The sequence below is a fragment of the Cronobacter universalis NCTC 9529 genome (genome assembly GCF_001277175.1).
Classification (GTDB): domain Bacteria; phylum Pseudomonadota; class Gammaproteobacteria; order Enterobacterales; family Enterobacteriaceae; genus Cronobacter; species Cronobacter universalis.
On record NZ_CP012257.1, the window covers coordinates 3,323,872 to 3,346,488 of the forward strand.

Sequence of the window (22,617 nt, forward strand, 5' to 3'; positions counted from 1 at the left end):
ATCCCTTTCACCCCGCGACGTATTCCAGAGCGTCACCTTCCGGGTTTTAAGGAGGCACCATGAAAGAGCTAAACAGCTTTGGGCAGTATGTCGGCCAGCCCGTGGCGGAGTGGACACCGCGCGAACTGCCGCAGAAGAAAATGTTCGCCGGGCATTTTTGCCATCTTGAGCCCGTGAGCGTGCGCCACGCGCTGGCGCTGCATCACGCCTGGCACAGCATTGACGACACGCGCGACTGGACTTATCTGACCGATGAACGCCCGCCGACGCTGACCGCCAGTGAATATTATCTGCGCCGTCTGGAAGCCGCGACCGACGCCTGGTATTTCACGGTACTGGAAAATATCAGCGGGCAACCTACCGGCACGCTGTGCCTGATGAATGTCGATAAAACGCACGGCGTGATTGAAATCGGCAATGTGAACTGGTCGCCCTCCATGAAAAGAACCCATTACGGTACGGAGGCTATCTATTTATTACTGGCGTATGTTTTCGAAGAATTAAAATACCGGCGCTGCGAATGGAAAACCGATGAGCTGAATACCCCCGCCATTCAGGCCGCCCAGCGTCTCGGCTTTATTTATGAAGGGACATTCCGGGAATGTCAGGTCCGAAAAGGGCGCAACAGTAATGTGAACTGGTATTCGATTGTCGAAGCCGAATGGCCGCATCACGCCAAAGCGCTGCGCGCCTGGCTGCGCCTGGAGAACTTCAACGACCGCGGGCGCCAGATTAAACACCTTGAGGATTTTAAAGGTCGATAAGCGCGCTGCGTGAAACGCTATAACACGGGCGGCGCTTTTTTATTTAGCCATTGCGCCGCCATTAAGTAAGCGCTTATTCGCAGGCAGCGATAAGCTTGCTGTTTTTATCGTAAGTAACGGAGCATTTTTTAGCGGTTGCCGGAACAATCAACTTAACGGTCTGCTTCGTATTCTTATACAGGCATAAAAAATAGAGCGAGGTTTTACTCTTTCTGGCCTCGTCCTGATACTCAGGCAAAGTCCAGACGGTATCGCGATCATTATCCGGCATCAGATCAACTAACGCTTCCGGCGGCCCGACAAACAAACTGGCATCGTCTAAAACATGTGTTTTATCCTGCGCCGTTGGGTACTGCGGGCATAGCGTGACGGTGGCCTGCGCGCCCGTCACGGATAAAAATAACCCGGCGCTGAGCAAAAGCGTTTTACTCCACAACATAGTAATTATCTCCATTGTTTTCCGCGCGGGGCGCTTTATGAAAACGGATAATGCGTTTGCTCACAGCGTGCGGCGTCGCTACGCGCTGGCCGTTGGGCAACGTGCGATGCGTCATCCACTGATCCAGAACCTGGATCCCCGACGCATCCTGCCCAAGATAAATCGCGGCATGAGAACTTCCATCAGTATGGTTGCCATAACGACCATTCGCATCGAACGTGGCTATCGCCGTACCGGGTGCAATCGTCATATTGCCTTTTACTAACGCTCCGCGTTTCCATGCGACAGTACGCGGCATATTCGCCGCTTTTTGCGTGTACGCCACACACTGACCATTACCCACAGACTGACCGACATACGCTGACGGCGTGTTTGCGATATATGCCATTATATTGATATCCCTATGGTTAAGTGGCGCCATTCTGCCTCTAATGTAAAGATATGCAAATGGAGGAAAGCGAGGCGATTTGCAATTAAGATAATTCCTGGCGAAGCGGGAATTTTTAACCAGTGATCAGCCGGTTATATCGATTCTGGCGGGTCATAATGCATCTTTTCTGAATGCTTATGGCCCCCATTTTCGGCGGGGTGGCGGCGCCAGCAGCACTGGCCCCTATGCTCAGATGCAGCCTTATGGGCGATGAATGCCCGCCGCGTTAATTTCTCACACTCGCTTTTACCCCTCAGCCTCCTCATTTCTTTCGCTTTAAACCACACTGGCTTTGCCTTTTGTTTGCCTGCCAAAAAGACTCCGTTATCATGCTCCCTGGATATTCAGGAAAAGCTTTGCGGCTGCGCGGTCTGTAGCCCTGTTTTCAAGACCAGAGCCTTGCAACGTCCCCTTTAGCCTGTATTCAGATACAGGATTTCATGAGCTGAAATGAGCCACAGTGAAATTCAATAATCAAAAATAACATCACTAACTCATTAATATTTAAGTAAATGGACATCAAAAAACGATGAGTACAAGCGAAACCTTCGACGCCCACACGCCCATGATGCAGCAGTATCTGAAGCTCAAGGCGCAGCACCCTGACATTCTGCTGTTTTATCGCATGGGCGATTTTTACGAACTCTTTTATGACGATGCGAAACGCGCGTCGCAGCTGCTGGATATTTCTCTGACCAAACGCGGCGCCTCGGCAGGCGAGCCGATCCCGATGGCGGGCGTGCCGCACCACGCCGTGGAAAACTATCTGGCGAAGCTGGTTAACCTTGGCGAATCGGTGGCGATTTGCGAGCAGATTGGCGACCCGGCCACGTCAAAAGGCCCGGTGGAGCGCAAAGTGGTGCGCATCGTCACGCCCGGCACCATCAGCGATGAAGCGCTGTTGCAGGAGCGTCAGGACAACCTGCTGGCCGCCATCTGGCAGGACAGCAAAGGCTTTGGCTACGCGACGCTGGATATCAGCTCCGGTCGTTTTCGCTTAACCGAGCCGCAGGACCGGGAAACCATGGCGGCGGAATTGCAGCGCACCAACCCGGCGGAACTGCTGTATGCGGAAGATTTCGCCGAGATGTCGCTGATTGAAGGCCGCCGCGGCCTGCGCCGTCGCCCGCTCTGGGAGTTTGAACTCGATACCGCCCGCCAGCAGCTGAACCTGCAATTCGGCACGCGCGATCTGGTGGGCTTTGGCGTGGAGAACGCGCCGCGCGGGCTGTGCGCCGCCGGGTGTCTGTTGCAGTACGTGAAAGACACGCAGCGCACCAGCCTGCCGCATATCCGCTCGATCACCATGGAGCGCCAGCAGGACGGTATCATTATGGACGCCGCCACGCGCCGCAATCTTGAGATCACCCAGAATCTGGCGGGCGGCGTGGAAAACACGCTGGCGTCGGTGCTCGACTGCACCGTTACGCCGATGGGCAGCCGCATGTTAAAACGCTGGCTGCATATGCCGGTGCGCGATACGAACGTGTTGCGCCACCGCCAGCAGGCCATCGCGGCGCTGATGGAATACAGCGCCGACATCCAGCCCGTGCTGCGCCAGGTCGGCGATCTGGAACGTATTCTGGCGCGCCTGGCGCTGCGTACCGCCCGGCCGCGCGATCTGGCGCGCATGCGTCACGCCTTCCAGCAGTTGCCGACGCTCAATACGCTGCTTGCCGATATTGACGCTGAGTATGTGCAGACGCTGCGCGAGCAGATGGGCGAATTTACTGAACTGAGAGATTTGCTGGAGCGCGCCATTATTGAAGCGCCGCCGGTGCTGGTGCGCGACGGCGGCGTGATTGCGCCAGGCTACCATGAAGAGCTCGACGAATGGCGTGCGCTGGCCGACGGCGCGACGGATTACCTCGACCGCCTGGAGATCCGCGAGCGCGAGAAGCTCGGCATCGACACGCTCAAGGTGGGCTTCAACGCGGTGCACGGCTACTTTATTCAGGTGAGCCGCGGCCAGAGCCATATGGTGCCGATTCATTATGTGCGCCGCCAGACGCTGAAAAACGCCGAGCGCTACATTATTCCTGAGCTCAAAGAGTATGAAGACAAAGTTCTGACCTCCAAAGGCAAAGCGCTGGCGCTGGAAAAACAGCTCTATGACGAGCTGTTCGATCTGCTGCTGCCGCACCTGGCGGAACTGCAAAAGAGCGCCGCCGCGCTTGCCGAGCTGGACGTACTGACGAACCTTGCCGAGCGCGCCGACACGCTGAACTACCACTGCCCGACGCTGACCGATAAACCGGGCGTTCGCCTGGTGGAAGGCCGTCACCCGGTGGTGGAGCGCGTGCTGAATGAGCCGTTTATCGCCAACCCGCTGTCACTCAGCCCCCAGCGCAGGATGTTGATCATAACTGGCCCGAACATGGGCGGTAAGAGTACTTATATGCGCCAGACGGCGCTGATTGTGCTGATGGCGTATATCGGCAGCTTCGTGCCCGCCGAGCAGGCGGAAATCGGCCCGATCGATCGCATCTTTACCCGCGTGGGCGCCGCCGACGATCTGGCTTCCGGGCGCTCGACCTTTATGGTTGAGATGACCGAAACCGCCAATATTCTGCATAACGCCACCGAGCATAGCCTGGTGCTGATGGATGAGATTGGCCGCGGAACGTCAACCTATGACGGGCTGTCACTCGCGTGGGCGTGCGCGGAGAGCCTCGCGAACCGTATTAAAGCGCTGACGCTGTTCGCCACGCACTACTTCGAGCTGACCCAGTTGCCGGAGAAGATGGAAGGCGTCGCCAACGTGCATCTGGATGCGATTGAGCATGGCGATACGATAGCGTTTATGCACAGCGTTCAGGACGGTGCCGCCAGCAAGAGTTACGGTCTGGCGGTCGCGGCGCTGGCGGGCGTGCCGAAAGAGGTGATTAAGCGCGCGCGCCAGAAGCTGCGCGAGCTGGAGAGCCTTTCCGGTAACGCGGCGGCAACGCAGGTGGACGGCACGCAGATGTCGCTGCTCGCTGCCGCCGAAGAGACCAGCCCGGCGGTAGAGGCGCTGGAGAATCTCGACCCGGATTCGCTGTCGCCGCGTCAGGCGCTGGAGTGGATCTACCGGCTTAAGAGCCTGGTGTAAGCGGCTGTGGTGGGTGGGTAGTTTGAGGTGGCGGGTGCGCTACGCTTACCCGCCCTACATAATTTCAGCGCCTTGTGTTTGGTAGGGTGGGTAAGCGAAGCGCACCCACCGTTCTACGTTTCGCCCCCACCGTTTAAACCTTCGCCCGGAGGGTTAGCGTTTATTCTCCGCCAGCAGCGGCGGCACCGTTGGGACTTCCGGCGCGTTATCGATATCGGCCTGCGTCATCCGGAACGCCTCGGGGTAATGCTCGCGGCTGGTACGGCGCAGCGGCTCGGTGTCGCGCCAGGTGTACAGACAATGCTGGCACTGATACACCGTCCAGACGCCTTTCACCGGCGACGTCGCCATAATTTCGATGGTTTCATCGGCACAACGTGGACAAATCATCTCGTCTCCTTATTTTTTACGGTTAGCCAGCATGGCGGTCAGCTTCTCGACCCACTGCGGGGTTTCCGGCAGGTCTTTCACCGGCTGGCTGTAATGCCCGCGGTTATCCGGCGCGACCGGCGTCGTGGCGTCGATAATCAGCTTGTCGGTAATCCCCGCCGGGCTTGAGCCAGGGTCAAGCTCCAGCACCGACATATTCGGCAGCTGCACCAGATCGCCCGCCGGGTTCACTTTTGACGACAGCGCCCACATCACCTGCGGCAGATCGAACGGATCGACATCCTCATCCACCATAATCACCATCTTCACGTAGCCAAGCCCGTGCGGCGTGGTCATCGCGCGCAGGCCCACCGCGCGGGCGAAACCGCCGTAGCGTTTTTTGGTGGAGATAATCGCGAGCAGCCCGTGGGTGTACATCGCGTTCACCGCCTGCACTTCCGGGAACTCCGCTTTAAGCTGCTGGTAAAGCGGCACGCAGGTCGCCGGGCCAATCAGGTAGTCGATTTCGGTCCACGGCATACCGAGATAGAGCGATTCGAAAATCGGTTTGGTGCGATAAGAGACTTTATCGATACGCACCACGGTCATATTGCGCCCGCCGGAGTAGTGCCCGGTAAACTCGCCGAACGGCCCTTCTATCTCACGCTTGCGCCCTTCAATCACTCCTTCGAGGATCACTTCCGAGCCCCACGGCACATCGAAACCGGTCAGCGGCGCGGTGGCGATCGGGTACGGGCTTTCGCGCAGCGCGCCCGCCATTTCATACTCCGACTGATCGTATTTCAGCGGCGTGGCGCCCATCAGCGTGATGATCGGATCGTTGCCAAGCGTAATGGCGACCGGCAAATCCTCGCCGCGCTCCTCGGCCTTATGCAGATGCAGCGCGATATCATGCATCGGCACCGGTTGCAGCCCGAGCTTGCGCTTGCCTTTCACTTCCATCCGGTAGATGCCGACGTTCTGCTTGCCGAAGTGATCGGGATCGAGCGGATCGCGCGAGACCACGCACGCTTTATCAAGGTAAAACCCGCCGTCGCCGTCGTTTAAGCGAAACAGCGGCAGAATATCGAACAGATTGATGTCGTCGCCGTCGACGCTGTTTTCCGCCCACGGCGGATTATCGCGGCGCTCGGGCGCGACCGGGAAGGTATCCCAGCGGCGAATAAATTCTTCAATCTGCTGCTTTACCGGCGTGGCGGGCGGCAGGCCGAGCGAGATCGCGTGGTTCGGCCAGGAGCCGATGGTGTTCATCGCCACCCGCGCGTCGGTAAAGCCGCGGATATTGTCAAACCAGAGCGCGGGCGCGCCTTCGCCGATGCGTCCGGTCGCGTTGGCGGCCGCCGCGATATCCGGCTCCGCCAGCACCTCTTCGCTGATCTTCAGCAGTTGTCCCTGTTCTTCAAGCGCCTGCAAAAAGCTGCGCAGATCGTCAAACGCCATGCGTGTTTCCTCCTCGTGATGAATGGGTGTCGGCTGTTTTCGCAGGATTCAGCCCCTGCCAGCGGCGGGCGTTGCGGGCGTCGAGCCCGAACTGATCGAGCACGCGCGCGACGATATGGTTGATGATGTCGTCGATCGTCGCGGGATGGTTATACCAGGCGGGCATGGGCGGCACGATGGCCACGCCCATCTTCGAGAGCGCCAGCAGGTTTTCCAGATGAATGGTGCTGAGCGGCGTTTCGCGCGGCACCAGCACCAGTTTGCGGTTCTCTTTCAGCACCACATCAGCGGCGCGGCCCACCAGCCCGTCGGCATAGCCCGCGCGAATGCCCGCCAGGGTTTTCATGCTGCACGGAATAATCACCATGCCATCGGTGCGAAACGATCCTGAAGAGATGGTCGCGGCCTGATCCGCCGGACTGTGCACCACGTCCGCCAGCCCCGCGACATCCTGCCAGGAGAACGGCGTTTCCAGTTCAATCGTGGTTTTCGCCCACTTCGACATCACCAGATGGGTTTCCACCTCAGGCATCGCTTTCAGCGCCTGCAACAGCGCGACCCCAAGCGGCGCGCCGGTTGCGCCAGTCATTCCGACAATTATCCTCATGCGTTACCTCAATTATTGTTCGTGTACGAACATATAAATTAAAAGTACGCCCGACAGGAGAGACTGGCAAGATCGTTCGTGTACAGTCACACTTTTTGCTAAAAAGCGCCGCGTTAGCTTTCAGCGCCGGAGCGGTTATTATGGTGAGGAGATCCTGATTCCGGAGACCGTATGGCCGTTAACCAACAAGCCTTTCATCTGTTACGCCAGCTTTTTCAGCAACATACGGCGCAGTGGCAGCTGGCGCTGCCTGAGCTGACCAAGCCGCAATACGCGGTGCTGCGATCGATAGCCGAAAACCCCGGCATTGAGCAGGTGGCGCTGACCGAAGCCGCCGTCAGCACCAAAGCGACGCTTGCTGAAATGCTGAGCCGGATGGAGAGCCGCGGGCTGGTGCGCCGTGAAAGCGCGCCGGAGGATAAGCGCCGCCGGTTTATTTACCTCACGCCGGAAGGCGAGGCGCTGTTGCATGCCAGCATTCCGAAGGGCGACGCCGTGGACGAGGCGTTTTTAGGCAAGCTGAACGCCGAAGAGCGCGCGCTGTTCGCCACGCTCATCACGCGGATGATCGACAAAGCGTAACGCTATTTGCCAGCCGCCGCCTGCGCTTCGCGGGCGCGCAGAAAATCGATAAACCCCCGCACCTTGCCGGAAACGTGGCGCGCGTCGGGGTAGACCGCATAGACGCCCTGCGCCGGAAAGCGATACGCAGGCAGTAGCCGCACCAGGCTTTCCTCTTCCAGCGCGGTTTTAACCAGCCACGCGGGCAGCAGCGCCACGCCGCAGCCTTCCAGCGCGAACGTCATCAGCGCGCCTGCGCCGTCGGCCGCTATGACGGGCGGGCGCGTTATCTCAAACCACAGCGTCTCGTTGTGCGGGCCGGTAAGCTCCCAGCGCAGCGGCGACGCCAGCCGGGTATGCACCAGCCAGTCCGCCTGGCTGAGCGCCTCCGGCGTTGAGATCGGGTGGCGTTCAAGCCACGCGGGCGACGCGACGGGGAAAATATCGAAACGGGAAATCAGCGCCGCGCGATAGGCGGAATCCTGCAACGTGCCGAGCCGGATTGCGACATCCACGCGCTCTGAGATTAAATCGGCGTGCTGCGATGACGAGAAATGGCGGATGCGCAGCGCCGGATGCGCGCGGCTGAAGGCAGCGAGCGCCGGGCCGACCACGTGGGTTGCATATTCCGGCGTGGTGGTCACGCGCAGCTCGCCGCTAAACCCGTCATGGCTTGCCTGCACATCCTCCAGCAGCGCACCGGCATCTTTTAGCAGTAACAGGCTGCGCTGGTATAAACGCTCGCCCGCGTCGGTCAGCGTCAGGCGGCGCGTCGAGCGCAGCAGCAGCGTCACGCCCAGTTCGCTTTCAAGCTGGCGGATATTAAAGCTGACTACGGCTTTAGTCTGCCCGAGCGCCGCGGCGGCGCCAGTAAAGCTTTTCGCGTCCACGACAGCGACAAACATAGCCAGCCGCGATAAATTCAGCATCTTCGTTGCGCCGATTGTCAAAAAGGGTTTGACAGTATATCAACCCAAACGCCGTTTTTCCTTTCATCGCGAGCGGTTAGAGTGCCCCTCTTCCACTGAGGGCGTGTCATGACCTACCGTAACAAAGTAACCCTGATTTACCTGCTGGGCTTTTTTCTCGATCTCATCAATATGTTTATCGCGGCGGTGGCCTTCCCGGCTATCGGCGAGGCGCTGCACGCGTCGGTGACGCAGCTTTCCTGGATAAGCAACGGCTACATTGCCGGGCTGACGGTAGTGATCCCGCTCAGCGCCTGGCTTACGCAGCGCCTCGGCGCGCGGCGTCTGTTTTTACTGTCGCTGGCGCTGTTCACCGTGGCGACGGCGGCCTGCGGCCTGGCGACGTCGCTGGAGTCGCTCATCTTCTGGCGCGTTATCCAGGGCGCGGGCGGCGGCGTGCTGATCCCGGTCGGACAGGCGCTGGCCTGGCAGCTGTTTGCCAGCCATGAGCGTGCCGGGCTCTCTTCCGCCGTGATGCTGACGGGCCTGCTGGCACCCGCGCTTTCGCCGGTCGCAGGCGGGCTTATCGTCCAGACGGCGGGCTGGCAGTGGGTCTTTCTGGCGAGCCTGCCGCTCTCGCTGCTGGCGCTGGTCATGGCGTTCTGCTGGCTCAAACCCGATGCGCCAGCGCGCGATAAACGCCCGCTCGATACGATAAGCGTTATTACCGGCGCAGGTGGCCTGCTGCTGGTGTTGTTCGGGCTGAACGGGCTTAGCGAAAAAACCGCGCCGTGGCTGGCGGCGGCAGGTCTGGCGTCGGGCATTGCGCTTATCGCGCTGATGCTGCGACGCTGTCGCCGTCACCCCGTACCGCTGCTGAGGGTGCATCTGCTGGGCGAGCCGCTGATGCGCTTTTCGATGCTGGTTTATCAGTGCGTGCCCGGCATGTTTATTGGCGTTAACGTGGTCGGCATGTTCTGGCTACAGACCGTGGCGGGGCTTTCGCCCGCCGCCAGCGGCGCGCTGATGGTGCCGTGGTCGGCGGCGTCGTTTATGGCGATTTCCGCCACCGCCCGTTTATTTAACCGCCTCGGCCCGCGGCCGTTAATTTCCCTCGGCTGCCTGTTGCAGGCGGGCGGGATTGTGCTGCTGACGCAAACCGATGCGCAGAGCCCGTGGGCGCTGCTGGTGACGGCGTTCTTTCTGATGGGCGCAGGCGGCAGCCTGTGTAGCAGTACGGCGCAGAGCAGCGCGTTTTTGCATACCGCTAACGCCGATATGCCGGACGCCAGCGCGCTGTGGAATATCAACCGCCAGCTCAGCTTCTGCTTTGGCGTCACGCTGGTGAGCCTTGCGCTGAATGCGCTGCTGATGTGGCTTTCGCCGCTCGCCGCCTGGCAGACGACCTTTACCCTTGCGGCGGCGCTGACGCTGGTGCCGCTGATTTTCGCGTGGCGTCTGCCCCGTCAGGCTGTCACGCTGTCATTTGTCGAAGAGAAGGAGAAGTGATGAATCGCTGGTTTAAAGAAGTTCTCGACGCCCATGTGGCGATTGAACGCTGGCTCGGCCGGGGCGAGGGCGATGTCCAGGCATTGCTGGGCCGCTTTAGCCCCGATTATTCGATGATTCCGCTGAACGGCGCGCCGCTGGATATGCACATGCTTAACGCGTTCTTTACCGGCGCGGGCGGCAGTAAACCCGGTCTGGAGATTCAGGTGGATGCGCTTTCGGTTATCGTCGAGTGGCCCGATGGCGCCGTGGTGGGGTATCGCGAAACGCAACGGATAGCGCAGGAGAGCACGGTTCGCTGGTCGACCGTTGTGTTTGAACTCCATAAAGGGGAACCGCGCTGGCGTCACCTGCATGAAACGCGGCAGGCGTAAGGCGCAAAAGAAAAAGGCCAGTCGGATGACTGGCCCTTTTGACAGGAATGGTGATTATTCGCGGAACAGCGCTTCGATGTTCAGCCCCTGGCCCTGCAAAATTTCACGCAGACGGCGCAGGCCTTCAACCTGGATCTGGCGAACGCGTTCACGAGTCAGGCCGATTTCACGACCGACATCTTCAAGCGTTGCCGCTTCGTAACCGAGCAGACCGAAACGACGGGCCAGAACTTCACGCTGTTTGGCGTTCAGTTCGAACAGCCATTTGACGATGCTCTGTTTCATATCATCGTCTTGCGTGGTGTCTTCCGGGCCGTTGTCTTTCTCATCGGCCAGGATATCCAGCAGCGCTTTCTCTGAATCGCCACCCAGCGGGGTGTCAACAGAGGTAATACGCTCGTTCAGGCGCAGCATACGGCTAACGTCATCAACCGGTTTATCCAGCTGTTCAGCAATCTCTTCCGCACTCGGTTCGTGGTCCAGTTTATGGGACAGTTCACGAGCGGTACGCAGATAGACGTTAAGCTCTTTTACGATGTGAATCGGCAGGCGAATCGTACGGGTTTGGTTCATGATTGCCCGTTCGATGGTCTGACGAATCCACCAGGTTGCGTAAGTAGAGAAACGGAACCCGCGTTCCGGGTCAAATTTCTCAACAGCGCGGATTAGCCCCAGGTTGCCCTCTTCAATCAGATCCAGCAGCGCCAGACCACGATTGCTGTAACGACGGGCAATCTTCACCACCAGACGCAGGTTACTTTCGATCATGCGACGGCGGGAGGCGACATCACCACGCAGAGCGCGGCGTGCGAAGTAAACTTCTTCTTCAGCGGTTAACAGAGGCGAATAACCAATCTCACCCAGATACAGCTGAGTTGCATCTAATACACGCTGTGTTGAACCCTGCGACAGCAGCTCTTCTTCAGCCAGGTCGTTATCACTGGGTTCCTCTTCTACCAAGGCTTTTTCGTCAAAAGCCTCTACTCCGTTCTCATCAAATTCCGCGTCTTCATTTAAGTCATGAACTTTCAGCGTATTCTGATTCATAAGGTGGCTCCTACCCGTGATCCCTGAGCAAAGCGCCTGAAGAAGCGCACTCTGCCAATTTATCGCTGCGGCAAATAGCGCAGCGGGTTTACGGATTTCCCCTTGTAACGAATTTCAAAATGCAAGCGTGTTGAACTGGTTCCGGAGCTACCCATGGTAGCGATTTTTTGCCCCGCCTTAACTTCTTGTTGTTCCCGGACCAGCATTGTGTCGTTATGGGCGTAGGCACTCAGGTAATCATCGTTGTGTTTGATGATAATAAGATTACCGTAACCGCGGAGCGCATTACCGGCGTACACAACACGACCATCTGCGGTCGCGATGATTGCCTGTCCTTTGCTGCCTGCGATATCGATCCCTTTGTTCCCCCCTTCAGCGGCGGAGAAGTTCTCGATAACGTTGCCTTCAGTCGGCCAGCGCCAGGTAGCGACAGGTGCGCTATTGGTCGTGCTGCTTACGGTCGGTTCTTGCGTGCTAACAACAGGCGCTGTGGAAGGAGCTACGACTGCCCCAGAGCTCACATTCCCAGGCAACATTTTGTTAGCACTCTGTTCACCTGAATCCTCAGAGTAAATAATTGTCGGTTTCGACGCAACCACTGTGCTGGTATTTTGCGCAGGTTTTGAGACTATTCCTTGTGCGCTGGCGTCAGCCTGAGTAATGGCGTTCCCACCGGTAATAGGCGTTCCTGACGCGTTGCCGACCTGCAGCGTCTGGCCGACATTCAGGCCGTACGGGGCTTCGATGTGGTTACGCTGGGCGAGATCGCGGAAATCGTTCCCGGTGATCCAGGCGATATAGAACAGCGTATCGCCGCGTTTCACGGTATAGGTGCTGCCGCCGGTATAGCTACCTTTCGGAATATTCCCATACTTGCGATTGTAAACAATGCGCCCGTTTTGGGTCTGAACCGGCTGTTCGGGGATGGCCTGCGCCTGTCGCGGCTGGCTAATCTGCGGCTGAACCGGCGCCGGCTGGATCTGCGGCTGGCTGGCCTGCGTTGAGATATTCGATGGCGGCATGATCATCCCGCCGCCTGCGCCGGAACTGGCCCCTGCGCTGCTGCTGTTCGCGCTGCCGCCAACGGAACTGACGGGCGCCGGTGCGGAGGAGTTATTTGAATTACATGCCGCCAGACAAAGCGAAATCAGTGACAGCGCCGCGACACGGCGTGCTGTGAAGGTTGGGCTTCCCGCGCTCATTTATCCCCCTGGAATGGTTTACTTCTCTATAAATACGATGACAACCGCTCTGTTCGGCGCCTGGCCGACGCGATTTTTGCCCACCATACGCCAAAAACGCGCTAAAAACTCAGGAAAAATTCCTGGTTTACGCCAGCTCCCCTTTCACCAGAGGAACAAAACGTACGGCTTCTACGGTGTCGATAATAAATTCGCTCCCCCGCCGACGAACGCGCTTTAACACCTGCTGTTCGTCGCCCACGGGAAGAACCAGAATGCCGCCCTCGTCCAGCTGCGACAGTAACGCTGTCGGGATTTCAGGCGGAGCGGCAGTCACAATGATAGCGTCAAATGGCGCGCGCGCCTGCCACCCCTGCCAGCCATCGCCGTGACGGGTGGAGATATTGTGCAGATCGAGCTGCTTTAAACGCCGTCTGGCGTGCCATTGCAGGCTTTTAATGCGCTCGACGGAACAGACGTGATGCACCAGATGGGCCAGAATCGCCGTCTGGTAGCCGGAGCCGGTGCCGATTTCCAGCACCCGTGAGGCGGGCGTGAGCGTCAGAAGCTCGGTCATCCGCGCCACCATATAAGGCTGAGAAATGGTTTGCCCTGAACCAATAGGCAGCGCCACGTTCTCCCAGGCTTTGTGCTCAAACGCTTCATCGACAAACTTTTCACGCGGCACGCGCGAAATGGCCTCAAGCACGCGTTCATCTTTGATGCCCTGAGCACGCAGTTGATTCAGAAGGGTCTGAACACGATTGTTTACCATTGCCCGTTCACTCCGGCGCTGGATAACCAGCGGGTCACCACATCCTGCGCGCTGTGCGCGGTTAAATCGACATGCAGCGGCGTGACGGAGACGTAGCCCTCGTCCACCGCGGCGAAATCGGTATCCGGGCCGGCGTCGAGCTTATCGCCCGGCGGGCCTATCCAGTAGAGCGTATTGCCGCGCGGATCGTCCTGCGGAATGACTTTATCCGCCGGATGACGGCTGCCGCAGCGGGTGACGCGAATGCCTTTGATCTCCTCAAGCGGCAGATCGGGCACGTTGATGTTGAGGATGCGTCCGGTGCGCAGCGGCTCGCGGGCGAGCGCGCGTAACAGCGTACAGGTCACGGCAGCGGCGGTCTCGTAATGCTCGTGGCCGTTGAGCGACACCGCGAGCGCCGGCAGGCCCAGATGACGGCCTTCCATCGCCGCGGCCACGGTGCCGGAGTAAATCACGTCATCGCCCAGATTCGGCCCGGCGTTAATGCCGGAGACCACCACATCAGGGCGCGGACGCATCAGCGCGTTAACGCCGAGGAAGACGCAGTCGGTGGGGGTACCCATCTGCACCGCGATATCGCCGTTGGGGTAAGTGAACGTGCGAAGCGAAGATTCCAGCGTCAGGGAGTTAGACGCGCCGCTACGGTTGCGGTCGGGAGCCACCACCTGAACCTCGGCGAATTCACGCAGCGCCTTCGCCAGCGCCTGAATGCCCGGCGCGTGGATCCCATCATCATTACTCAGCAATATCCGCATAACGCGCGTAATCCTTTCCTGGTGTTAAACATGCAAGCGTGATTCCTTAAATCTCATTCTGCTTTTTCTGTTTTGCCTGCGCTGAAGCTGATTCAGGCAGAAGGCCGGATAGCCGCTCGCTGGCATTCTAACGCGCGATGCCGCTGTCCGGTAGGGTCGATTTTCGCAATATCATGTTGTTACATGAGCAGGAGGGATAACGTCCCGCGATTCGCGTCATCAGTTATTAGTTCATTTTTGCGAGGAAAGCCAAACTGGCTCTGCTCAGGGAAGAAAGTGTGGTGCCTGGCCGCGTGTTTATCCGATCTTTCGTTTACGGCGTTATCAGCGCCATACGAGGGTTTCTATACTTTTCCCGGATAAATTACAGGGAAGGATGACAATATGAGGGGTAACGACGACGTGCTGGCTTTCTTTCGCAAGGCATTGCCCACGCTTGCCGATCTCAGGCTTAACAGCATCCCTCTCGAACTGGATGATGCGTTGCAGGAATATGCGGAATCTGACGATCTGCTGGCAGCCATTAACCAGTACGATCAACATTTTCATGTCGATATGTCAGCAATGAACTGGGATCGCTACTTTCCGTGGAAAAAACCGTGGTTCTTTCGGAAATGGTTCACCCGTAAACCTGTTGTGCAGACGGCGAAACCGTTGACCGTACGCATGTTTGCGCAATCCGCGAAAGCCGGGCGCTGGCTGTTTGACTGAGCGTAGCGACAAAAAAACCGCCCTGGGGCGGTTTTTTAATGCGTCGCGAAGAAGAAAGCGGAATGGAATGTTATTCGCTGATATCCGCGACATCCTCTGACGTATTGAACAGTTCTCGCATAACGCTGGTGGCGAAGCTGCCGGCGGGCAGCCAGAAGCTCACCTCAAGCGTCGCGTCGTCCTGCCACTGCCAGCGTAGCTCGCGCGGGAACAGTAACATGGCGCGTCGGGCGGCCTCGACCTTTTCACGGGTCAGCAGCGTGAGCAGCTCGGTTTCATCTGCAAGCGTCGTCTGCTCAAACGCCAGCGCCGCGCGCTGCGTGCCCCAGTCGCCGGTGCCGGGCAGCGCGGCGGTGATCAGCAGCTCGCCGCTGTCCACACGGGCCTGTAAATCAGCAAGTTCCTCAGAGGCCGCGACAAACCAGCTGCCGCGCCCGGCGAGTTGCAGCGCGTCGCCGTCCATCACCTGGTTAACATCGCAACGTTGCAGACGTTCGCTGACCAGCGTGTTAAACATCAGGCTGCGCGCGGCGGAGAGCGCGAAGCCGCGCTTATTGCGCTCGCGCGGCGGCTGCCCCGTCTGCGCCCAGCGTTTCGCCTGGTAGGTATTGCTGCCGCCCCGCCCGAAACGCTGCGGGCCGAAATAGTTCGGCACGCCCTGTTCGCGAATCAGGCCCAGACGCTGTTCGATCTCATCGCGATGCGTGATATCGCGCAGCACCAGCGAGAAGCGGTTGCCTTTCAGCGCGCCCAGGCGCAGCTTGCGACGATGGCGGGCGAACTCCAGCACTTCGCAGCCTTCCAGCATAAACGCGCGCATCGCGGGCATCTCTTTGCCAGGCAGGCGCGCGCACAGCCACTGCTCCGTGACGGCGTATTTATCTTTCTGCCCCGCGAAGCTGACCTCACGCGCCGCGATGCCGAGAAACTTCGCCAGCGCGTCCGCCACAGCGCGGGTGTTGCAGCCGGTTTTACGGATGCGCACCAGCAGGTGTTCGCCGTCGCCGTCCGGCGCGAAGCCTAAATCCTCGACCACCTGAAAATCGCCCGGGCTGGCCTTGAGACGCCCCTGCCCCTGCGGCTGACCGTGAAGCCAGCGCAGCGTGTTGAAGTCACTCATGCGCCAGCCTTCATCAGCAGCGCCACGGCTTCGCAGGCGATGCCTTCGCCGCGGCCGGTAAAGCCGAGTTTTTCCGTGGTGGTCGCTTTCACATTCACCTGCTCCATATGGCAGCCCAGATCCTCGGCGATAAACACGCGCATCTGCGGGATGTGCGGGGCCATTTTCGGCGCCTGGGCGATGATGGTGACATCGACGTTGCCAAGCGTGTAGCCCTTCGCCTGGATACGGCGCCAGGCTTCGCGCAGCAGCTCGCGGCTGTCAGCGCCTTTAAAGGCCGGATCGGTGTCCGGGAACAGTTTGCCGATATCGCCCAGCGCCGCCGCGCCAAGCAGCGCGTCGGTTAGCGCATGCAGCGCCACGTCGCCGTCGGAGTGCGCCAGCAGCCCTTGCTCATAAGGAATACGGACGCCGCCAAGAATAATCGGGCCTGTGCCACCAAAGGCGTGTACGTCAAAACCATGTCCGATACGCATTATGCCGTCTCCATAGGGGTTAACCGGGTCAGATAAAACGCCGCCAGGGCCAGGTCCTCAGGGCGGGTTACTTTAATATTGTCCGCGCGACCGGCGACCAGCGCCGGGTGGAAACCGCAGTGCTCCAGCGCCGAGGCTTCGTCGGTAATAGTCGCGCCTTCAGCGAGCGCGCGCGTCAGGCAGTCGCGCAGCAGTTCCAGCGGGAACAGCTGCGGGGTGAGCGCGTGCCAGAGATTTTCGCGATCGACGGTATGCGCGATGGCGGGTTTGCCCGGCTCCGCGCGCTTCATGGTGTCGCAGGCGGGCGACGCGAGAATGCCGCCGACCTGACTGGTTTCCGTCAGGGCCAGCAGGCGTTCGAGATCCTGGGCGGCAAGGCACGGGCGCGCGGCGTCATGCACCAGCGCCCAGCGCGCGTCGCCAGCGGCCTGGAGCCCGGCCAGCACGGAGTCGGCCCGCTGCGCGCCGCCGCGCACCACCTGGATATCCGGATGCGCCGCGAGCGGCAGCCGGGCGAAGGCGGTGTCGGCGGGGCTTATTGCGATGATCACCCGGCTGATGCGCGGATGCTGCAACAGCGGGGCGACCGCGTGTTCGAGAATCGTCTGGTTCCCGATGGTGAGGTATTGTTTGGGACATTCCGTCTGCATACGGCTGCCGATTCCGGCCGCCGGCACCACGGCAATCACGTCCGCAAAGGAAGGCGCCATGTGTAAAACCCGCTTCTGGTTATCGATTATTTTGCGCAGGCCCGCCGGCGCGTTTCGTGGCGTCCGGCACCAGGCGATAGAAGGTTTCGCCCGGTTTGGTCATGCTTAATTCGTTGCGCGCGCGCTCTTCGATAGCTTCCTGACCGCCGTTGAGATCGTCAATCTCGGCGAAAAGCTGATCGTTACGCGCTTTGAGTTTGGCGTTCGTGGCCTGCTGTACCGCCACGTCGTCAGCTACGCGGGAATAGTCGTGGATGCCGTTTTTTCCAAACCACAGCGAATACTGTAGCCAGACCAGCAAAGCCAGCAATAGCAGCGTTAGTTTACCCATTCTGCCCCCTGAAAAACGGCTTCATCATCCCATAACTTCCCGCCGGACTCTACCCGGCTTGCTACGACGTGCAGGTTAAGAAATTAAACAGCGGCAGAATGTACCACAGAAAGCGCGCCGATGCGTATGCGCCTGTTGAGAGAGTATGAAAATCGCGAAAGGTTAGCTCACCAGCCAGAGAAAGAGCAGCCCGAACATCAGCCCGACGCTTATCAGCGTGGCAAGCGTGCTGTAAACCAGACGACGCGCCAGCAGTGAAAAGACCGCCACGCCGACCACCACGGCCACCGGCATCAGCGCCAGAAAAAACGGCCAGGTGTAGAGCATAAAAAAGAGCGTATTGGAGCCGTAGAGCAGAAACGGCGCGCCAAGCGCCAGCAGCCACGAAATAAAGCCCACCACGGCGCCAGGCCAGGCCCAGGTGGGTTCTTCGACGGCAGGCGCGTTATCCGCCTGGGTAACAATCATATTCGTGGTATTCCGCATCGCTTATCCTGTGACATGACGGGCCGGGAAAGCGTCTCCCGGCGCGGTCTCAGGATTTGATGATATCTTCGCGACGCAGCAGGTCTAATAATTGCGCCATCAAATTTGTTACCAATTGTTGGCCGTCGAGATGAATTTCCGGGCTCTCGGGTGCCTCATACACGGCATCAATGCCGGTAAAGTTACGCAGTTCGCCGGCGCGGGCTTTTTTATACAGCCCCTTCGGATCGCGCGCTTCGCACACCGAAAGCGGCGTGTCCACAAACACCTCGATAAAGCGCCCTTCCCCCAGCTGATCGCGCACCATCTGACGTTCGGCGCGGTGCGGCGAGATAAACGCGGTCAGTACCACCAGGCCCGCGTCCACCATCAGTTTCGCCACTTCGCCGACGCGGCGAATGTTCTCTTTACGATCGTCGTCGCTAAAGCCCAGATCGCTGCACAGGCCGTGGCGCACGTTGTCGCCATCCAGCAGATAGGTGCTGACGCCAAGCTGATGCAGCGCCTCTTCCAGCGCGCCTGCGACGGTGGATTTGCCGGAGCCCGAAAGCCCCGTAAACCACAGCACCGCGCCGCGGTGGCCGTGGAGCTGCTCGCGCTGCGCCGCGGTCACCGGGTGGGCGTGCCAGACGACGTTTTCGTCATGCTGCGCCATTATTTGCCTCCCAGCAGATCGCGCGCGCCCCAGTGCGGGAAGTGGCGGCGAATCAGCTGATTCAGCTCAAGCTCAAACGCGCTGAATGCGGAAGGCTCCTGATACACATTCTGTTGCGGCTCGCGCACCATACCCGCGCCGACCGTTACGTTAGAGAGACGATCGATAAAGATAAGCCCGCCGGTTACCGGGTTCTCCTGGTATTTATCGAGGTTCAGCGGCTCGTCGAACGTCAGATCCACAAGGCCGATGCCGTTGAGCGGCAGGTTTTCCACCACGCGCTGGGTCAGGTTATTGATATCGACCTGATACTGAACGTTATCCACGCGCGCGCGGGTTTTCTTCCCGGCGATTTTGATGTCGTAGCTCTGGCCCGGCACCAGCGGCTGCTCGGCCATCCAGACCACGTCCACCGCGGCGCTTTGTACCGCCGCCAGCGTCTGGGAGGCGTCCACCAGCAGGTCGCCGCGGCTGATGTCGATTTCATCTTTCAGCACCAGCGTGACGGCTTCGCCCGCGCCCGCTTCCTCTAAGTCGCCATCGAAGGTGACGATACGCGCCACGCTCGACTCCACGCCGGACGGCAGCGCCTTCACGCGCTGGCCCACTTTCACCACGCCGCCCGCGACGGTGCCCGCGTAACCGCGGAAATCGAGATTCGGACGATTAACATACTGTACCGGGAAACGCAGCGGCTGTTCGTCGACCACGCGCTGGATCTCAATATTTTCCAGCACTTCCAGCAGCGTCGGGCCGGTATACCACGGCATGTTCTGGCTCTGCACCGCCACATTGTCGCCTTCCAGCGCCGACAGTGGCACAAAGCGAATATCCAGGTTGCCCGGCAGCTGGCCCGCGAACGTCAGATAATCCTGGCGAATGCGCTCAAACGTCTCTTCGCTGAAATCCACCAGATCCATTTTGTTCACCGCCACCACCAGATGCTTGATGCCCAGCAGCGTGGAAATAAAGCTGTGGCGGCGGGTCTGATCCAGCACGCCTTTACGGGCGTCCATCAGCAGAATAGCGAGATCGCAGGTAGAAGCGCCGGTCGCCATGTTGCGGGTGTACTGCTCATGCCCGGGGGTGTCGGCGATGATAAATTTGCGTTTTTCGGTGGAGAAATAGCGGTACGCCACGTCAATCGTGATGCCCTGCTCGCGCTCGGCCTGAAGGCCGTCCACCAGCAGCGCGAGATCCAGCTTCTCGCCCTGGGTGCCATGACGTTTGCTGTCATTGTGCAGGGAAGATAGCTGATCTTCATAAATCTGGCGGGTATCGTGGAGCAGGCGGCCAATCAGGGTGCTTTTCCCATCATCCACGCTGCCGCAGGTCAGAAAGCGCAGCAGGCTTTTGTGCTGCTGGGCGTGCAGATAGGCTTCCACGCCGCCTTCGTTGGCGATCTGTTGTGCGATAGTGGTGTTCATGGCGGCTCCTTAGAAATAACCCTGACGTTTTTTAAGCTCCATTGAGCCTGCCTGGTCGCGGTCGATAACGCGCCCCTGGCGCTCGCTGGTGGTGGAAACCAGCATCTCTTCGATGATCTCCGGCAGCGTCTGCGCGTTCGATTCCACCGCGCCGGTCAGCGGCCAGCAGCCCAGGGTACGGAAGCGCACCATGCGCGGTTTGATCTCTTCGCCCGGCTGCAAATCGATGCGATCGTCGTCGATCATCATCAGCATGCCGTCGCGCTCCAGCACCGGACGCTCGGCGGCCAGATACAGCGGAACGATTTCGATATTTTCCAGGTAGATGTATTGCCAGATATCCAGCTCCGTCCAGTTTGAGAGCGGGAAGACGCGAATGCTTTCGCCTTTGTTGATCTGGCCGTTGTAGTTGTGCCACAGCTCCGGGCGCTGGTTTTTCGGGTCCCAGCGGTGGAAGCGGTCGCGGAAGGAGTAGATACGCTCTTTCGCGCGCGATTTCTCTTCATCGCGGCGCGCGCCGCCGAAGGCCGCGTCGAAACCGTATTTGTTCAGCGCCTGCTTCAGCCCTTCGGTTTTCATGATGTCGGTGTGCTTGGCGCTGCCGTGGACGAACGGGTTAATGCCCATCGCCACGCCTTCCGGGTTTTTGTGCACCAGCAGCTCGCAGCCGTAGGCTTTGGCGGTGCGGTCGCGAAATTCGTACATTTCACGAAACTTCCAGCCGGTATCCACATGCAGCAGCGGGAACGGCAGCGTGCCGGGGTAAAACGCCTTGCGCGCCAGATGCAGCATGACGCTGGAGTCTTTGCCGATGGAGTACATCATCACCGGGTTGGCGAATTCCGCAGCCACTTCACGAATGATATGGATGCTTTCCGCCTCCAGTTGCCGCAGGTGAGTGAGTCGTTTTTGATCCATAACCTTTCCTTAAGCCAGATTCACCACGGAAGAACGAATCGCTTCCGCGTCGGTTGAATGTTGAAACCAGGCGAGCTGCTGGTGGAGCTGCACCACTTCGCCCACAACGAGCAGCGCGGGCATGGGCGCGTCTTTCGCAAGAATGTTGAGTGTGTCGAGCGTGCCGGTCAGAACGCGCTGGTCGTCGCGCGTGCCGCGGCTGATGACCGCGACCGGCGTTTTGGCCTCGCGGCCGTGCGCGATAAGCTGCTGGCTTATCTCCGCCGCTTTCATGGTGCCCATATAGATGGCGAGCGTCTGACGGCTTTTGGCGAGCAGCGCCCAGTCGAACGGCTCGCTGTCCGGTTTATAGTGGCCGGTGACAAATACCGCGCTCTGGGCGTAATCACGGTGGGTCAGCGGAATACCGGCGTAGGCCGTGGCGCCGCTGGCCGCCGTGACGCCCGGCACCACCTGAAACGGCACGCCTGCGGCTTTCGCCGCTTCCAGCTCTTCACCGCCGCGCCCGAAAATAAACGGATCGCCGCCTTTCAGGCGCACCACCGTTTTGCCCTCGCGGGCGAAATCGATCAGCATCTGGTTGGTTTCATGCTGTGGGACGGCATGCGCGCCCGCGCGTTTGCCCACACAGATGCGGTCGGCGTCGCGACGCACCAGATCCAGCACGCCGTCGCTCACCAGATGGTCGTAAAGCACGACATCCGCCTGCTGCATCACCTGCAAACCGCGCAGCGTCAACAGCCCGGCGTCGCCCGGGCCCGCGCCCACCAGAATGATTTCCCCCTGCGGGCCTTGCGGCGCGTCGAGTTCGGCTTCCAGCACCGCTTCGGCGGCGCGGGTGTCGCCTGCGGCCATCAGGCTCGCAAAGCGGCCGCGAAAGGCTTTTTCCCAGAAGCGACGGCGTCCGTCGGTCGTGGGAATACGCGCTTTAATGCGATCGCGAAAGCCGCCCGCCACCTCGGCCATTCGTCCGAGGCTTGCCGGCAGCAAGGATTCGATTTTCTCGCGCAGCAGTCGCGCCAGCACCGGCGCGTTGCCGCTGGAGGAGATAGCGACGATAAGCGGCGAGCGGTCGACAATCGACGGAAAAATAAACGAGCACAGCGGCTGATCGTCCACCACGTTAACCAGGCGCTGACGAGCGTTAGCCTCGTCAAAGACCCGGCGGTTGAGCGCCGCGTCGCTGGTCGCCGCGATAACCAGAAATACCGCGTCGAGCTGCGCAGGCTCAAATGTCTGCGCCTGCCAGCGCAGCGCGCCTTCCTGCTCCAGCGCCGCGAGCTCCGGGTGCAGCTTTTTCGCCACGACAGAGACGCAGGCGCCCGCGCGACGCAGCAGCGCGATTTTACGCAGCGCCACTTCGCCGCCGCCGACGACCAGCACCGGGCGTTGTTTCAGTTGAGCAAATAACGGGAGATATTCCACGGCGATACAACTCGCTAACAACAGGGGACCAGAGGGGACTATAGGGGGAGGCCGATCGCAGATGAAATTACGAATTGGCATTTATAG

General features: G+C 59.7%; 25 protein-coding genes. 6 read left to right on the plus strand and 19 right to left on the minus strand.

The window, feature by feature from the left end:
* The first annotated feature begins 59 nt into the window (after positions 1 to 59).
* Complete coding sequence (locus AFK65_RS15305; protein WP_007701186.1) at positions 60 to 764, plus strand: GNAT family N-acetyltransferase; 705 nt, start codon at positions 60 to 62, stop codon at positions 762 to 764.
* 73 nt (positions 765 to 837) lie between these two features.
* On the opposite strand, the gene AFK65_RS15310 is transcribed toward AFK65_RS15305, so the two are convergent.
* Entirely contained in the window at positions 838 to 1,203 is a 366-nt protein-coding gene (locus AFK65_RS15310) for an STY0301 family protein (RefSeq protein WP_007701188.1), read from the minus strand.
* Entirely contained in the window at positions 1,190 to 1,591 is a 402-nt protein-coding gene (locus AFK65_RS15315) for a BPSL0067 family protein (RefSeq protein WP_007701191.1), read from the minus strand. The genes AFK65_RS15310 and AFK65_RS15315 overlap by 14 nt, the downstream gene beginning before the upstream one ends.
* Positions 1,592 to 2,162: 571 nt before the next feature.
* Between AFK65_RS15315 and mutS the strand changes: the two genes are divergently transcribed.
* Complete coding sequence (gene mutS / locus AFK65_RS15320) at positions 2,163 to 4,724, plus strand: DNA mismatch repair protein MutS (protein ID WP_007701195.1); 2,562 nt, start codon at positions 2,163 to 2,165, stop codon at positions 4,722 to 4,724.
* 153 nt (positions 4,725 to 4,877) lie between these two features.
* On the opposite strand, the gene AFK65_RS15325 is transcribed toward mutS, so the two are convergent.
* From AFK65_RS15325 to AFK65_RS15335, 3 genes are read right to left on the minus strand one after another with little or no spacing between them, the layout of a single operon-like run.
* Positions 4,878 to 5,114 carry a non-oxidative hydroxyarylic acid decarboxylases subunit D gene (locus AFK65_RS15325; protein WP_038856442.1) on the minus strand — a complete coding sequence of 79 codons (237 nt, stop codon included), beginning with the start codon at positions 5,112 to 5,114 and terminating at the stop codon, positions 4,878 to 4,880.
* Positions 5,115 to 5,123: 9 nt separating this feature from the next.
* Positions 5,124 to 6,554 (minus strand): non-oxidative hydroxyarylic acid decarboxylases subunit C, encoded by a 1,431-nt coding sequence (locus tag AFK65_RS15330; RefSeq protein WP_038856441.1) that lies wholly within the window; start codon positions 6,552 to 6,554, stop codon positions 5,124 to 5,126.
* The gene (locus AFK65_RS15335; protein ID WP_071602491.1) at positions 6,544 to 7,161 is read right to left on the minus strand and encodes a non-oxidative hydroxyarylic acid decarboxylases subunit B; all 618 of its coding nucleotides are present in this window, start codon (positions 7,159 to 7,161) and stop codon (positions 6,544 to 6,546) included. The genes AFK65_RS15330 and AFK65_RS15335 overlap by 11 nt, the downstream gene beginning before the upstream one ends.
* A 171-nt stretch (positions 7,162 to 7,332) precedes the next feature.
* Between AFK65_RS15335 and AFK65_RS15340 the strand changes: the two genes are divergently transcribed.
* The gene (locus tag AFK65_RS15340) at positions 7,333 to 7,743 is read left to right on the plus strand and encodes a MarR family winged helix-turn-helix transcriptional regulator (RefSeq protein ID WP_007701203.1); all 411 of its coding nucleotides are present in this window, start codon (positions 7,333 to 7,335) and stop codon (positions 7,741 to 7,743) included.
* Positions 7,744 to 7,745: 2 nt separating this feature from the next.
* Here AFK65_RS15340 and AFK65_RS15345 read toward each other — a convergent pair whose 3' ends face one another.
* A complete protein-coding gene (locus tag AFK65_RS15345; protein ID WP_038856439.1) occupies positions 7,746 to 8,651 on the minus strand; it encodes a LysR family transcriptional regulator in 906 nt (301 codons plus the stop codon).
* A 108-nt stretch (positions 8,652 to 8,759) separates the two neighbouring features.
* Here AFK65_RS15345 and AFK65_RS15350 point away from each other — a divergent pair, with 108 nt between their 5' ends.
* The gene (locus tag AFK65_RS15350; RefSeq protein ID WP_038856438.1) at positions 8,760 to 10,139 is read left to right on the plus strand and encodes an MFS transporter; all 1,380 of its coding nucleotides are present in this window, start codon (positions 8,760 to 8,762) and stop codon (positions 10,137 to 10,139) included.
* Positions 10,139 to 10,513 carry a hypothetical protein gene (locus AFK65_RS15355; RefSeq protein WP_007701216.1) on the plus strand — a complete coding sequence of 125 codons (375 nt, stop codon included), beginning with the start codon at positions 10,139 to 10,141 and terminating at the stop codon, positions 10,511 to 10,513. The genes AFK65_RS15350 and AFK65_RS15355 overlap by 1 nt, the downstream gene beginning before the upstream one ends.
* A 54-nt stretch (positions 10,514 to 10,567) precedes the next feature.
* Here AFK65_RS15355 and rpoS read toward each other — a convergent pair whose 3' ends face one another.
* The 4 genes from rpoS to surE all read right to left on the minus strand — a co-directional run bounded on the left by rpoS (position 10,568) and on the right by surE (position 14,271).
* Complete coding sequence (rpoS, locus tag AFK65_RS15360; RefSeq protein ID WP_007663544.1) at positions 10,568 to 11,560, minus strand: RNA polymerase sigma factor RpoS; 993 nt, start codon at positions 11,558 to 11,560, stop codon at positions 10,568 to 10,570.
* A gap of 59 nt (positions 11,561 to 11,619) precedes the next feature.
* Positions 11,620 to 12,762 (minus strand): murein hydrolase activator NlpD, encoded by a 1,143-nt coding sequence (nlpD, locus tag AFK65_RS15365; protein ID WP_007701219.1) that lies wholly within the window; start codon positions 12,760 to 12,762, stop codon positions 11,620 to 11,622.
* Between the two features lie 127 nt (positions 12,763 to 12,889).
* On the minus strand, positions 12,890 to 13,516 hold the full coding sequence (locus AFK65_RS15370; protein WP_012123933.1) for a protein-L-isoaspartate(D-aspartate) O-methyltransferase: 627 nt from the start codon (positions 13,514 to 13,516) through the stop codon (positions 12,890 to 12,892).
* A complete protein-coding gene (gene surE / locus AFK65_RS15375) occupies positions 13,510 to 14,271 on the minus strand; it encodes a 5'/3'-nucleotidase SurE (RefSeq protein WP_007701229.1) in 762 nt (253 codons plus the stop codon). The genes AFK65_RS15370 and surE overlap by 7 nt, the downstream gene beginning before the upstream one ends.
* Before the next feature lie 384 nt (positions 14,272 to 14,655).
* Here surE and AFK65_RS15380 point away from each other — a divergent pair, with 384 nt between their 5' ends.
* Positions 14,656 to 14,982 (plus strand): DUF1493 family protein, encoded by a 327-nt coding sequence (locus tag AFK65_RS15380; RefSeq protein ID WP_007701231.1) that lies wholly within the window; start codon positions 14,656 to 14,658, stop codon positions 14,980 to 14,982.
* Between the two features lie 70 nt (positions 14,983 to 15,052).
* Here AFK65_RS15380 and truD read toward each other — a convergent pair whose 3' ends face one another.
* From truD to cysG, 9 genes are all read right to left on the minus strand, one after another.
* The gene (truD, locus tag AFK65_RS15385) at positions 15,053 to 16,102 is read right to left on the minus strand and encodes a tRNA pseudouridine(13) synthase TruD (RefSeq protein WP_038856435.1); all 1,050 of its coding nucleotides are present in this window, start codon (positions 16,100 to 16,102) and stop codon (positions 15,053 to 15,055) included.
* Positions 16,099 to 16,578: a 2-C-methyl-D-erythritol 2,4-cyclodiphosphate synthase gene (ispF, locus tag AFK65_RS15390; protein WP_007701242.1), complete on the minus strand. Its 480-nt coding sequence runs from the start codon at positions 16,576 to 16,578 to the stop codon at positions 16,099 to 16,101. Before ispF ends, truD begins: the two co-directional genes overlap by 4 nt.
* Positions 16,578 to 17,288, minus strand: coding sequence for a 2-C-methyl-D-erythritol 4-phosphate cytidylyltransferase (gene ispD, locus AFK65_RS15395; RefSeq protein WP_038856433.1), 711 nt, complete (start codon positions 17,286 to 17,288; stop codon positions 16,578 to 16,580). The genes ispF and ispD overlap by 1 nt, the downstream gene beginning before the upstream one ends.
* A 19-nt stretch (positions 17,289 to 17,307) precedes the next feature.
* A complete protein-coding gene (ftsB, locus tag AFK65_RS15400) occupies positions 17,308 to 17,619 on the minus strand; it encodes a cell division protein FtsB (RefSeq protein ID WP_004387922.1) in 312 nt (103 codons plus the stop codon).
* A gap of 162 nt (positions 17,620 to 17,781) precedes the next feature.
* Complete coding sequence (locus AFK65_RS15405; protein WP_032804896.1) at positions 17,782 to 18,105, minus strand: DUF3561 family protein; 324 nt, start codon at positions 18,103 to 18,105, stop codon at positions 17,782 to 17,784.
* 49 nt (positions 18,106 to 18,154) lie between these two features.
* A complete protein-coding gene (gene cysC, locus AFK65_RS15410; RefSeq protein WP_038856432.1) occupies positions 18,155 to 18,760 on the minus strand; it encodes an adenylyl-sulfate kinase in 606 nt (201 codons plus the stop codon).
* Complete coding sequence (cysN, locus tag AFK65_RS15415) at positions 18,760 to 20,187, minus strand: sulfate adenylyltransferase subunit CysN (protein WP_007701265.1); 1,428 nt, start codon at positions 20,185 to 20,187, stop codon at positions 18,760 to 18,762. Before cysN ends, cysC begins: the two co-directional genes overlap by 1 nt.
* A gap of 9 nt (positions 20,188 to 20,196) precedes the next feature.
* Positions 20,197 to 21,105 carry a sulfate adenylyltransferase subunit CysD gene (gene cysD, locus AFK65_RS15420; protein WP_004387918.1) on the minus strand — a complete coding sequence of 303 codons (909 nt, stop codon included), beginning with the start codon at positions 21,103 to 21,105 and terminating at the stop codon, positions 20,197 to 20,199.
* Positions 21,106 to 21,114: 9 nt separating this feature from the next.
* A complete protein-coding gene (cysG, locus tag AFK65_RS15425) occupies positions 21,115 to 22,530 on the minus strand; it encodes a siroheme synthase CysG (protein ID WP_038856430.1) in 1,416 nt (471 codons plus the stop codon).
* Between the last annotated feature and the right edge of the window lie 87 nt (positions 22,531 to 22,617).